The sequence below is a fragment of the Pseudoalteromonas rhizosphaerae genome (assembly GCF_028885455.1).
Taxonomy (GTDB): domain Bacteria; phylum Pseudomonadota; class Gammaproteobacteria; order Enterobacterales; family Alteromonadaceae; genus Pseudoalteromonas; species Pseudoalteromonas rhizosphaerae.
On the sequence record NZ_CP118496.1, the window covers coordinates 23,788 to 36,547 of the forward strand.

Annotated in this window: 14 protein-coding genes; 5 read left to right on the forward strand and 9 right to left on the reverse strand. The window is 40.0% G+C overall.

All coding sequences use genetic code 11. The features are described from left to right. The first annotated feature begins 52 nt into the window (after window positions 1-52). Complete coding sequence (locus PVK79_RS00130) at window positions 53-754, forward strand: ComF family protein (protein ID WP_145242545.1); 702 nt, start codon at window positions 53-55, stop codon at window positions 752-754. Window positions 755-770: 16 nt separating this feature from the next. On the opposite strand, the gene PVK79_RS00135 is transcribed toward PVK79_RS00130, so the two are convergent. Beyond that, entirely contained in the window at window positions 771-3,323 is a 2,553-nt protein-coding gene (locus PVK79_RS00135; RefSeq protein WP_257325098.1) for a M14 metallopeptidase family protein, read from the reverse strand. Between the two features lie 145 nt (window positions 3,324-3,468). Here PVK79_RS00135 and nfuA point away from each other — a divergent pair, with 145 nt between their 5' ends. Both nfuA and PVK79_RS00145 read left to right on the forward strand, forming a co-directional pair. Further along, window positions 3,469-4,044 carry a Fe-S biogenesis protein NfuA gene (gene nfuA, locus PVK79_RS00140; protein ID WP_145242549.1) on the forward strand — a complete coding sequence of 192 codons (576 nt, stop codon included), beginning with the start codon at window positions 3,469-3,471 and terminating at the stop codon, window positions 4,042-4,044. 12 nt (window positions 4,045-4,056) lie between these two features. Next, on the forward strand, window positions 4,057-4,329 hold the full coding sequence (locus PVK79_RS00145; RefSeq protein WP_145242551.1) for a hypothetical protein: 273 nt from the start codon (window positions 4,057-4,059) through the stop codon (window positions 4,327-4,329). Window positions 4,330-4,423: 94 nt separating this feature from the next. Here the strand turns inward: PVK79_RS00145 and PVK79_RS00150 are convergent, their stop codons facing one another. The 4 genes from PVK79_RS00150 to PVK79_RS00165 form a co-directional block, all read right to left on the reverse strand. Then, a complete protein-coding gene (locus PVK79_RS00150; RefSeq protein WP_257324442.1) occupies window positions 4,424-4,648 on the reverse strand; it encodes a transposase in 225 nt (74 codons plus the stop codon). 168 nt (window positions 4,649-4,816) lie between these two features. Then, window positions 4,817-4,951, reverse strand: coding sequence for a hypothetical protein (locus PVK79_RS00155; RefSeq protein WP_257324444.1), 135 nt, complete (start codon window positions 4,949-4,951; stop codon window positions 4,817-4,819). Between the two features lie 692 nt (window positions 4,952-5,643). Continuing rightward, window positions 5,644-5,901 carry a hypothetical protein gene (locus PVK79_RS00160; RefSeq protein ID WP_257324446.1) on the reverse strand — a complete coding sequence of 86 codons (258 nt, stop codon included), beginning with the start codon at window positions 5,899-5,901 and terminating at the stop codon, window positions 5,644-5,646. 276 nt (window positions 5,902-6,177) lie between these two features. Further along, window positions 6,178-6,645 carry a GNAT family N-acetyltransferase gene (locus tag PVK79_RS00165; protein WP_257324452.1) on the reverse strand — a complete coding sequence of 156 codons (468 nt, stop codon included), beginning with the start codon at window positions 6,643-6,645 and terminating at the stop codon, window positions 6,178-6,180. A 268-nt stretch (window positions 6,646-6,913) separates the two neighbouring features. On the opposite strand from PVK79_RS00165, the gene PVK79_RS00170 reads away from it, so the two are divergent. Next, window positions 6,914-8,173 (forward strand): IS4 family transposase, encoded by a 1,260-nt coding sequence (locus tag PVK79_RS00170; protein WP_257324454.1) that lies wholly within the window; start codon window positions 6,914-6,916, stop codon window positions 8,171-8,173. Window positions 8,174-8,948: 775 nt separating this feature from the next. Here the strand turns inward: PVK79_RS00170 and tnpC are convergent. The 4 genes from tnpC to PVK79_RS00190 form a co-directional block, all read right to left on the reverse strand. After that, window positions 8,949-10,472, reverse strand: coding sequence for an IS66 family transposase (gene tnpC / locus PVK79_RS00175; protein WP_257324456.1), 1,524 nt, complete (start codon window positions 10,470-10,472; stop codon window positions 8,949-8,951). Window positions 10,473-10,567: 95 nt separating this feature from the next. Further along, window positions 10,568-10,915, reverse strand: coding sequence for an IS66 family insertion sequence element accessory protein TnpB (tnpB, locus tag PVK79_RS00180; RefSeq protein ID WP_257324457.1), 348 nt, complete (start codon window positions 10,913-10,915; stop codon window positions 10,568-10,570). Next, window positions 10,915-11,211: an IS66 family insertion sequence element accessory protein TnpA gene (tnpA, locus tag PVK79_RS00185; protein ID WP_182762792.1), complete on the reverse strand. Its 297-nt coding sequence runs from the start codon at window positions 11,209-11,211 to the stop codon at window positions 10,915-10,917. Before tnpA ends, tnpB begins: the two co-directional genes overlap by 1 nt. Before the next feature lie 103 nt (window positions 11,212-11,314). Continuing rightward, window positions 11,315-11,566 carry a LexA family protein gene (locus PVK79_RS00190; protein WP_149983453.1) on the reverse strand — a complete coding sequence of 84 codons (252 nt, stop codon included), beginning with the start codon at window positions 11,564-11,566 and terminating at the stop codon, window positions 11,315-11,317. A 59-nt stretch (window positions 11,567-11,625) separates the two neighbouring features. Between PVK79_RS00190 and PVK79_RS00195 the strand changes: the two genes are divergently transcribed. Then, complete coding sequence (locus PVK79_RS00195) at window positions 11,626-12,741, forward strand: IS630 family transposase (RefSeq protein ID WP_257324033.1); 1,116 nt, start codon at window positions 11,626-11,628, stop codon at window positions 12,739-12,741. Window positions 12,742-12,760: the final 19 nt, after the last annotated feature.

Sequence of the window (12,760 nt, forward strand, 5' to 3'; positions counted from 1 at the left end):
TAACCTTGCTCCAAACTTAGCGCTCATAATAGCGTTTGAGGGAATGAATGCAATGACTGCTTTTCATCAATGTTTTCAACAGCTGGGCGATTGGTTTTTTCCTTCTTTTTGTGTGCAATGCCAAAGTATTATCCGTACCAAACATAGTTTATGCGAACATTGTTTAGCTGATTTGCCGCTATTAGATATAACCACACATGCTAATTTACTGTATCGCCCAGATGTGGTTGAGTTATTTCCTGATTGCCAATTCGATTACCTGTTCGCTTGCGCGTGGTATCGTCCCCCTTTTGATGGTTGGCTCACGCAACTTAAATTTAGTAACCAGATTCATTATAAAAACGCATTGTCGTTAATTATTAGCCAACAACTGACTGTTAGTAAAAAAAATAGCGAAATATGGCCAGATTTATTTATTATTTTACCTCTACATCAGCAGCGTTTTTTAAAGCGAGGCTTTAACCAAGTATCACAATGCTGGTTGCCATGTTTAGTAAATGAAAATATTGATTCTCAGAGTTTACAGCGTACAAAGAAAACCCAAGCACAGTCATCACTTAGCAAAGCTAAACGAGTAAAAAACTTACATGGCGCATTTATATGTAATACCGATATGAGCGGAAAAACAGTTGCTATCATTGATGATGTGATGACAACAGGAGCAACTCTTAATGCAGCTACCGTCGCCCTTAAAAAGGCTGGTGCTAAGCAAGTTTGGGCATTTGTAACCTGCTTAACACCATTAGGACATTAATACTTAAGCTAATTAATTAATCGGCATTCGCTCTAAATGTGTGACCAAAAAACAATGCATTGCTCAATAAACGACTGGTGCCGTACCAATAGCCCCTAAATATCGGATCATCTGTCATACCAATCACACTGCCACGACCATACGAATGTGCCACTAAACCAGCCGCTCCCGCTACTTGCTCAACATTCACATCATCGGTAAAGCCAGCTAGTAATGGCTTTTGCGTATACTGCAACACATTTACAAATGGTGCAGCCGACATTTCAAGTAACCAAGTACTATTTTTAAATACTGGTAAGGTGTCACGCTGTAATGAAAAAGTAAGTGGGTGCGTTAAATCGGCTTTAGTATTAAATATCGCTCCAGCAATACGTTGACGCCCAGCTAGATGATCTTTATCACCATAGTTTAAGCCATCCGTTTTGAAGGCGCTGGCAACATCTCGGCGTGATAAATAACTGGTTTTTAATAGTTGTTGATCGACTAAAAACTTAGCCCCACCTTTGTGGCCCCAAATAACTCCACCTTTACGTACCCAAGTTTTAATTGCTATTTTGTCAGCATCTGAAAGCTTATTGTAATTTCCATGAGCCAAAACAATGTGACTGTAATCACTAAGTTCAAGATCACCAAAACGTTCCATTTCCACAATGGTAGGTGCCACACCAACAAAGCGATCTAAGTAATACCACACTTCACCTACTTCATATTGACTAGTCCCTTGGCCACCAACGAGTAATACTTTCGGCGCTTTAACTACCGTTAACGTCCGCGAGCCTAAATCGACACCCTTTGCCGTTAAGCCAGAAGTAATAGGCGTAATCGCAATACCAAACTCATTTTGTGCACTATTTAATAACGACACCCATTGCGGATTTTTTTGAATCCCAGCAGGAATAATAATACTACCCGCAGCAAACTCCTGTGTACTTGCAAGCGATTTAGCTGATAACGGGCTGAGCGCCACACGAGCTTGCACACCTTGCTGTAATAATTTATTAAGCATTTTCGGAGCTAAATAATTATCCCATTTAAAGCCAAACGCATACTGTGCATCTAACGCAGCAAATTGTGGTTTTTCAGGCTGTTGCCATGCATTTTTACTAACGTCTAAGCCCCAGCCACTTTTGATTGCTGCAAACTCCAAGTTAAAAGCGTGGGCTAACGTCCAACCGGATACATCATAAAAAGTGTTATCAACAAAACGCTTTTGCTCACTAAAAATGGCTTTAACTAAGCGATATTGCGGCTGGGCTAATGGCACAAAATAACTTTTCGCAGAAAAATTCTTACCATCCGCTTTTACTGCTTTATTCAGTGGATAAGCTTTGATCTGATGCTGTTTCAATAAATCTAAAAAAAGTGCGCTACGTGTTGTATCTGCACCGCCTTGCACTACATAACCTTTATAATCTTCATCATTAGCAAGCTCTATAGCATTATTGTAAAAACTAGCTTGGTAATCGAGTAATGCTTGGCGATTATCTATCGCAGCCTGAAATGTAGATAGGCTCGTAAGCAGCTGGTTTTTAATCGTAAATGCAAAACTCAGCGGTCCATTTATGGTTTCTTGCAGATGACCACGAGAACTTGCTTGCTCAAATAAAATACCCACACCACCATTTACATCTGGATAAGTTGAACCTTTGCCATAGTAAAAATCATCAAAGCTTTCTTCGGTAAAATATAACGCGTTGTGTTCATCCAATGTTTTAGCATGATAGTTACCTATTGCCTTCGTGAGACTGACATTTTCATCAGGGGTGATCGGGTGCTTACGTGATGGAATACCTGGCTGAAAGAAAAAAGTGCTATTGGGACCCATTTCATGGAAATCAGTAAGAATATTGGGTTTCCAGTAATGAAACTTAGCAATACGAGCACGAGATTCAGGGTGTTGTAGCAGCAACCAATCACGATTTAAATCAAACCAGTAATGGTTAGTACGGCTACTTGGCCAGCTTTCAATATGCTCCCGAGTTTGTGGATCAGACGATAAGTTCATACCGCGATTACTATTCGCCCAATTCGCAAAGCGTGCTAAACCATCGGGGTTTAATGAAGGATCGAGTAAAATAACCGTGTTATTTAATAGCGTATCAATTTCTTTACCTTGCGCCGCAGCTAAATAATAAGCCACTAGCAAGGCTGAATTACTACCAGAAGATTCATTGCCATGAACGCTATAACCCATCCAAACGACCGCTGGCTGATCGGTTTCTTTGGCTTTTTCTGGATCGGCTAAACGCGCCAAGTGCGCCTTACGTGTTTGCTCCACATTCGCCAACTTATCAGCTGCGGTGATAGTTAGCATAACGAGCGGGCGCTGCTCATGGGTACGACCAATGACTTCAAAATTAATACGGTCACTTTTTTGTGCCAATATTTCCATATAACGAACGAGTTGATCATGACGTACGTGCCACTGCCCGACTTCATAGCCTAAAACCTGCTCTGGAGTGGGAATAGTTGGATCAAATTTCACATCATCATTGAAATAATATGAAAGCGGTTGTGCTAAACAAGAAAAGCTTAGCAATAGTGTAAAGATTGTTATTATCAAACGCATAGAAAACACTCAGTAAATGATCAATGTTTGCACGCTACCATTGCTTAAAATAGATGCCAAATTTTTACGCTCAACACTGGCGACAACGCGATGAGCGGAGTATGATAACCAGTATCCGAGTAATTTAGTCAAGTATAGTTGTTTTATGATTTCTATTTCCGAAACCGCACAATCGCATTTTGCAAAATTATTAGCTGACCAAGCTGAAAAAACAAATATTCGCGTATTTGTTGTTAACCCTGGCACATCACAAGCGGAATGTGGTGTATCTTACTGCCCTGAAGATGCAGTAGAAGCCACCGATATTCGTCTTCCTTTTAACGGCTTTGATGCTGTAGTTGACACAGAAAGCGCGCCATTTTTAGAAGAAGCTGAAATTGACTTCGTTACCGACAAAATGGGCACTCAGTTAACACTTAAAGCCCCCAATGCTAAAGCCCGTAAAATCGGTGATGACGCAGGACTTAACGAACGTATTCAACACATGTTAGAAACAGAGGTTAACCCTCAGCTTGCTAACCATGGCGGCCAAGTAAGCCTTGTAGAAGTAACTGCTGAAGGTATTGCTGTTCTTCAATTTGGCGGTGGCTGTAATGGTTGTTCTATGATCGATGTCACACTAAAAGAAGGCATTGAAAAAGAAATGATTGCTAAGTTCGATGAAATCACCGGTGTTGCTGATATTACTGATCACAAAGCTGGCGATCATTCTTACTATTAATAGTAGGCAGTCATGCTAAAGCCGCTGATATATCGCTTAGGTTCAGAGCCTAAGCTCAGTTTAAAGCGCTTTTTACGCGGCTTAGCACTGTTTGTGCTAGCCGTGATATTAATCACCCTCGGCTATTATAGCCACTACAGCTTACAAATCATCGGCTTAGTAATTTTAGCCATCGCACTATTCTTCGCCGCTTGGGGCTACTTAGGTATCTTTGCTAATCGCTTTTCGCAGGTATTAGACAGAAAAGATTCCCGTCCAGAAGAAGATCCTGATCTTTGGAAATAGCCAAGGTTTTAGTACTTCATCACACAAATTTTGACTAGTTGAGAGCATCGTAAGCTCTCTCTAGTTTTTCACGTGCAGAATTAATATTAGAAATCTAATTTATACCACTGCCTTTTGTATTTCGGCGCCATTCCCACGCCGCGAGATCTGCCTTCAACTCTTCCGTACTTGCTATGCGAAGATCTAAGCATTGCTTATTCATATTGCCAATTTCTATCTCGACCATATTCAACCAGCTCGCATGTTTTGGTGTGTAATGGAACTCTATTTTATTTAAAATACGTCGCGCATCTTGAGGTGAAAATGCTTTAAATAACACACCTTCAGTATCAGTCGATAGTTATCTAGCACTACACGAATTTTATTCGCATGTGGATACTGTTCATCGACTAAGTCGTTCATATAATGAGCACAATCAACCTTCGTTTTCTCCTATGTTGCTTTAACATGCCGCCAACCTCGACGACGGTCAAAAAATACAAATAAGTTATCCACGCCAATCCGTTAATGTAATTAATCGCTCACCTAATGACGCTAATGTCCATCGGCAATATCCCGTTGGCTGCTCAGTACAGGCTGTGGCTATTAAAGTTGCTTCCTCCTTCGCAGATATTTTTCTCATAGCACAATTTCGTGCATCTTCATTTAAAACAGCGTCTAAACTCTCTTCGACACACTGACGTTTGACCCGAAATGCAGTTGAAGAACTAACTTGAATCGCCTAACATATTTGCTCTGTTGTATATCGACAACGGTCAGCTTTTAATTAAATAGCGGCTCGTTTGTACTTTCGAACATTAACCATGCCTTTTTTGCAGTAGGTTACTAGATCTAATTTTTATTATAATTCAATAGCATACTTTCAGTTCATAACAATATTAAATGAGTAAATATGAGTTAAAGGATCGTCAATTAGGATAAAATTTTCATTATCAATAAAGAAGAGTTGCTGTCGTTTACTGTGAAAAAAGGCTGTATTTGGCATTTATTACTACACAAAAGTGAATAGTATTGCACCTGCTACAAGTGGTTTTGGGACTGCATCATTGAGTGTTCATGCAATGATTTTAACGCTTAAAAAGAAAATACTCATCACTTCAACTGCAGGAAAAAGCCAAACTATAAAATTATTAATTGGAATAAATCAGTTGCCCGAATTTAAGTAAGGGAACTAATCAGAACTTATGTGAACGGGTACTAGATGTTAGATCTTGTGTAGGTCGGGGATTTAATCCCGACAACTCAATTCATTTATCATGCTCTTATCTTTTTCAAATGTTTTGCAGACGAGTTGCTTACCACCGTATTTTGCACTTAGCAATTTGACAATGGTTTGATCTCCATGGATTTCACTAGTATTGCCAACTCACTGCCCTCTTGTCGCTTCAGGATCATGTAGTAGCTAGTATCTGTATAGCATTTGCTATCAGAGTATCTTTTAGCTTTGATTTTATAGCCACCCTCAACTTTAGAGATTCTTATCTCAGAAAATGTATTCTTATCATTATTTGCATTTGCTAATAGCATGATCTTCTGGACAATCTGTTTCCATTGAGCTCCAGTAAAACTCATACTTCTTTCCAAACCATGAGGATAAACTCGATACGCATGTATTTTTGCCCCATCATCATAGGGTTGCGCGACTTTCGGATCTAAACTCTCACCTAATTTAATATAGTCTTGAAAAAATCATCGGGGTTACTTTCGGCGGTCGCTGTTGTCGTAAAGCATACGAAAAGTGCAGCAAAAACCCTAATTTTGTACTTCATTAGTTACCTTGGTTTATTAGCGAATCTAAAAGAATACTCGTTTTGAAAGTGGAGTCGGTTGGAGTATACGTCAAACTAACTATGTATTTAACTGATCCAAACAAAGCTTCATTTCTAGTAGCGCGGGTTTAAAACCTACTTTTTCGTATGCTTTAATTGCTGAATCATTCTCTGCATATACATCAAGATAAAAATCAAATATACCTCGGCTCTTGCTCCAATTTACTAATTCTATTATTAATTTAGAGTTAAGACTCTGACCTCGGTAGCTTGGAGATACATACATAAAACCCAGATAAGCGTGCTTTGTGTGCTCTAACGATAACTTAGAATCTCTTATTTGAGCGTATCCAGTGGCAACAATTTCATTCTCTACCTCAACAACTAATAGGTGTGAATCAGGGCATAAGATAAGCTTTTCTATATCATAATAAAATACAGCTCCCTCCTTTAAAGAAGCATTATAGGGCCTTTCAGCATCTACAACAAACTGCTCAAGTTCAAGTAATTGTGCAAGATCATCTATCCCCGCAGCCCTAATAATCAAAATAAAACTCCTTTAAATAAAACTATAGGTACATAACGAGCCTTTAGAGTTACCCGTTATTTATTAACAAACAAATGGAAACAACTTTATTTCATTTTTATCAATGGCGTATTTTATATTAGCCTTAAAAGCTATTTAAAGTCATTACAATATTAAAATCTGGAATTGAACAAATACTCATAGGTTGGATCTTAAGAAACTTGAAGTTGAACTCTGTTAATGATCAAATAGTTACGCCAATAAAAACATGACCAAAAACAGAGTTCACATGCAGATTAACCAAGTTTCAAATCAATTAAAAGCCCTTATCTCAGAAAAACACCTCATTGAGCTTGCAAAAACCTCCGGATTTCAAGTTCGACACCGTTGCCTGTCGATCGTTTCTCTGCTCAAAGCTGTGTTCAAAAGCTTATCTTGCCTGCAAGACGCTAACTTGTCAGATATCCATCAGAACCTGCGAACGCAGGCCAATTGCACGATAAGTTATAAACCCTTTCATAATCAAATTCGAAAACCAGCCTTGACTGAGCTAGTCCGTGAACTCGTTATTCAAGCGATGTCTAAATTGACTGTAAACACGCTGGATAAAACCTTTTTTACCCAGCGAGGAATACAGCGAGTGTTATTGCAAGATGGCTCTTCATTTGCTCTACATTATGAATTAGCGCAGGTTTTTGCTGGTCGCTTTACTGCGATAAGTCCTGCCGCAATTGAGTTACATCTTACTTATGACCTATTTAACGAACAGCCTTGTGAAATAGATATCCGTCCTGATGTTGAAACCGAGCGAGCCTTTTTACCGGGTAGTCACACACTTGAAGATACGTTATTACTTGCTGATGCAGGGTATTTTGACTTAGATTACTTTGAACAAGTATCTCAAGATGGCGGCTACTTTTTGGTCAGAGCGAATAAAAACATCAACCCAACCGTCACATCTGCTTATTGCGCGGGCGTAGAGCTTAAAGAAAAGCATATTAAACTCAAAACCTTGCTCAAAAAGCGTGCTAGTCAGCCACTTGAGTTAACAGTACGCTGGAAGAAAAATGGACCCGAGTACAGGCTTATTTATCTACCCGATGAAAAGCGCCCTGTTTTCCTTGTTACTAATTTAAAAGAAACACAGTTTAACTTTGATGAGTTACTCGATATATACGCGACTCGTTGGCAAATCGAGTTACTTTTCAAAGAGCTAAAGTCATGGAATAACCTTAAGGGATTCATCACAAGAGACCCACACATTGCAGAATCGCTGGTTTGGCTGAGCATACTGCAAACACTTATCAAGCGTTTTATCTGCCATAGTGCAGCGACGATATTTAAGTGTGCGATCTCGACATTTAGAGCGAGCAAGTGCAGTTATCTTTGGTTGGATGATGTTTTGGATTGCATAGAGCAAACACGGTGCAGCCACAAGATACACCGTGTACTAAAGCTACTAGCGGTAAATTGTAAGCGTCAATCCATTGAAAAAGAAAGTGACATTTGCCGTTTTAAAATAGGAAGTCACGCGATCAATGTTCCTTAAGAACTAAGGTATGAGTGGTACTTAGTCGTATGTAGTGGTATTTAATTAGTTGTCCGTGACGATCTGAGAGGCGGGATTAAGCGTGAAGCGGACAGTTAAGAATTTTGATATCTGAAGTCAAGATTTGTTGGTGAACTATACTTAATGTACTGAAACCCAACAACGGCAGATGCTGTATGGCTTCAAAGCAGTTTCAAAATGTATTACGTCACGTTATTAACTTAAACTACTCCCAACTAAAAAACTCCGTCATGAATTTGAATCTAATATTGCTAATAACCAACTGGATCAAGCCATTGCTGACCATGAAGAAACAATATCTCATTGTCCACATTGCGATTCACACGAATTAGGTACTGACTATATTGAGAATTATCTGAGTTGGTTTAGAACCATGGAAGATAACACGGAGTTCTCAGATCAAACATGGATAAAAGAGGCTTTATAAAATGAATTATCGCCTAGCCACACTTAACTACAACATAGCCATATATAAACAGTCGTTGTATTTGGGTTTTTCAACAACTCGCGGGGTTATTTCTTGTATTTTACAACAACAAAAAAACAACAAATATAAATCCCTTGATTTACATTTAGATACAGAGTTAGACTGAAAGTATTAAAAAACTCAAAGGATTTTCTGTCTGCAACTTGTGGGTTTAGATCCTTTGAATAAGCTGTTGAAGTTGTAGAATTACTCTTTTTAGGAACTGGTTCTACACATTTTATTTGATTGTTTTTTAACCTTGAACCGTAAGCGTATAGCTAACGACACCTAGCTTTGCTTAATGTTCCAAGGTAGCAGTGGCTCAAGGTTATCTGGCTGCTCAGCAAGGCGCTGTAAGCAAGTAGAGATATAGTCATGCACCACAAGGTCATTTGCCTTTGCGGTTTCAATAAGACTATAAAGTATAGCGCTGGCATGAGCACCATTGCAGGTATTTGAGAACAACCAGTTTTTTCGCCCTATTACGAACGGTTTTATAGCTCGCTCTGCACGGTTATTGTCAATACTGAGCCTGCCATCATCGAGGTAACGCCTGAATTTCTCAAACTGATTTATCGCGTAGTTAATGGCTTTACCTAGCGCCATTTGGGGAGGGATTTTGTCTTTGTGTTTGAGTAACCATTGATACAATTCATCAACGATTGGTTTGGCTTTTTGCTGCCTAACGGTGAATTTTTCATCGGCCGCTTTTCCTTTGATGGCTTGCTCAATACCGTAGAGCTTGCGAATAAGGTTTAGTGCTACATCTGCTTTGACGGTTTTTTTATTATTGCCTTTGGCCTCGATGAATTTACGGCGCATATGGGCTAAGCACGCAACCAGTGTTGCATTCGTTTGCTCGTAAGCCTTGTAGCCGTCAACGTGCATGTAGCCTTCGTAACCATCAAGGAAATCAACCGCACATTGGCCTGCGCGACTGTTATGGTAATCAAACAAGACAATATTGGTGCCTTTACTCGGTTTATCATCGCCGCAACAATACAGCCACATATAGCTGGTTGCTTTATCTGCATTAATGACGTTTAACGGGGTTTCATCGCCGTGAATAACCGGTTGAGATAGCAACACGTCTTTTAAGCGCTGATAGAGTGGTGACAACAATTCAGCGCTGCGTAGCATCCAGCTCGACATGGTTTGCCTGCTCAACTCAATACCGATATCGGCAAACAATGTTTCTTGGCGATAAAGCGGTAAGCCAAACTGGTATTTACACATGATTATTTGGCTCAGCAGGCTGGGCGTTGCAATACTTTTTGGAATGGCTGTTGCGGGCATGAGGGCGGTTTTTACCACACTTTCAATCCCTTCACGCTCACAGTGACGGCATGTGTATTTTGGACGAATAGTTTTGATTACTTTGATATTCGCTGGCACAAACTCGAGTGCTTCACTGCTGCTTTCACCCATTTTGTGAAGGGGGCTTTGACAGCAATCACACATTTTGTCACCCTCTTCGAGGTCAACAACCACCTCAATTCGCGGCAACTGCGCTGGCAGTGGCCGGCGTTTCGGTTTGGCTTTTTCTTTCTTTACTGAGGCCGATGTGGCCAATAGCGCTTTATCATGTTCATCGAGAATATCTTCTGCTTCATTGAATACTTCGCCTGCACCCGGCATCTTTTCAGATTTCTTGGCGTACTCTTTGGCTAGTTTCGCGTTATAAGCTTGTAGCAATTCGTGAATTTGCGCGTCTTTTTCAGCTAACTTTTCATCCATATGCTGTTGCAACTCAAGCAACATGCGCTTGAGTTGTTCTGGGTCGTCAGGAAGTGAGTGTGCATCAATTTTCATGTTCGCAATTTAACAGAATTTGACGGTGTTTTCTTGCTTGACGCAAAGATAAAACAGACGGTGTGGCAACGATCATTTACTGCCAATATGATCGATTAGAGCATCGATTGATACCGCAACTCTTCATGACCAAGCACATCATATCCCGACAACAACCAATCCAATTGCTGAGGACTGAGTTCAAATTCTTGCAGATTGGCTTTGTTTGGCCATTTGAACTTTTGTTTTTCTAACCGCTTGTACCAAAAAGCAAACCCCGTTTTATCCCAGTAAACCAGCTTGAGTTTGTCTTTCGCTTTATTGCAGAACAAAAATAATGCACCAGTGTAAGCATCACGTTCAAGCTCGCCTTCAACCAGTGCGACCAGACCATCAATGGATTTTCGAAAATCCACGGCATCGCGATAGAGGTAAATATGTGCAGGTTCAACGAACATTTTCATTAGGCAAGCTCGCGTAACAGTTGACTCAGATAAGTGGCAGGCATTGTGGATGGCAAGCTGACTTTCACGTTACCGATAGCAAGAATGATCGGCTGTTGCTGTTCAGTGGGATCAACGTGTTTAGTAACTTTTGCGCGAACAAAACTACCAGATGCAGCAGTAAGCTTACTTCGTGCCGCATAAAAGCTTGTTTTTGATAAGGCATGTTGCTGGCAAAACTCAGTAATAGTTAAATCGCTGGCTTGTTGTTCTTCGATAATGTTGCGCCACTGCTCAAGGCTACGCATTTTTCTCATGGCTATCTCCTAATTGAAATTCAGAAATAGTTTAATCGGTTTGACGAGTTACTGGCAGGTGCACTTTGCTAGTACTCGTTCACAGAAGTTCTGATCAGTTGCCTTACTTAAATTCAGGCAACTGATTTATTCCTATCAATAGCTTTATCGTTCGGCTTTTTCCAGCAGTTGAAGTGATGAACCCTTTCTTTTTAAGCGTTAAAATCATTGCATGAACACTTGATGATGCAGTTCCAAAATAACGCTCAAAATCATTTTCAGCAGGTGCAACACCATTCACTTTTGTGTAGTAATAAATAAATGCCAAATACTGCCCTTGTTTCACAGTGAACGACGGCAACTCTTCTTTATTCATAATGAACTTTTATCCTAATTGACGATCCTTTAACTCATATTTACTCATTTAATATTGTTATGAACCGAAAGTATATTGTTGAATTATCAGCAGAAGAAAAATGCGAATTAGTTAACTACTGCAAAAAAGGCATGGTCAATGTTCGAAAGTACAAACGAGCCGCCATTTTATTAAAAGCGGACCGTTGTCGATATACAACAGATCAAATATGTGAAGCGGTTCAAGTGAGCTCTTCAACTGTATTTCGAGTCAAACGTCAGTTTGTCGAAGACGGTTTAGAAGCCGCTTTAAATGAAGGTGCACGAAGTGGTGCTATGAGAAAAACCTCCGCGAAAGATGAAGTAACTTTAATAGCCACAGCCTGTTCTGAGCCGCCAACAGGACACTGCCGATGGACATTAGCGTTACTTGGCGAGCGATTAATAACATTAACGGATTTAGACAGTATTTCATATGAAACGGTTCGTAGACGCCTTAAAGAAAATGCGTTAAAGCCATGGCAAAAAAAGATGTGGTGTGTGGCAACAATGGACGCTGAGTATATTGCAAGAATGGAGCATGTACTTGAATTATATGCTGAGCCAGCGGATGAGCTCAATCCCATTATTAATTTTGATGAGGCGATGAAGCAACTTGTTGATGATACACGGCCAGTACAACCGATGAAAAAGGGACAGGTAAAACGCCTAGATTATGAATATAAACGGGTTGGCGTGGCTAACTTATTTGTATTCTTTGACCGTCATCGGGGTTGGCGACACGTTAAAGCAACACAGAGGAAAACGAAAGTTGATTTTGCACACTGTATGAAGGACTTAGTCGATGAACACTACCCACATGCGAATAAAATTCGTGTCGTGCTAGATAACTTATCGACTCATACGGAAGGTGCGTTATATAAAGCATTTTCACCGCAAGAAGCACGACGTATTTTAAATAAAATAGAGTTCCATTACACACCTAAACATGCGAGTTGGTTGAATATGGTCGAGATAGAAATTGGCAATATGAATAAGCAATGCTTAGATCGGCGCATAGCAAGTATGGAAGAGTTAAAGACAGAGCTCACGGCGTGGGAATGGCGCCGAAATAAAGAAGGCGCCAGTATAAATTGGATGTTTAATGTTGATTCAGCACGTGAAAAACTAGAGAGAGCTTACGGTGCTCTCAACTAGTCAAAATTTGTGTGACGAA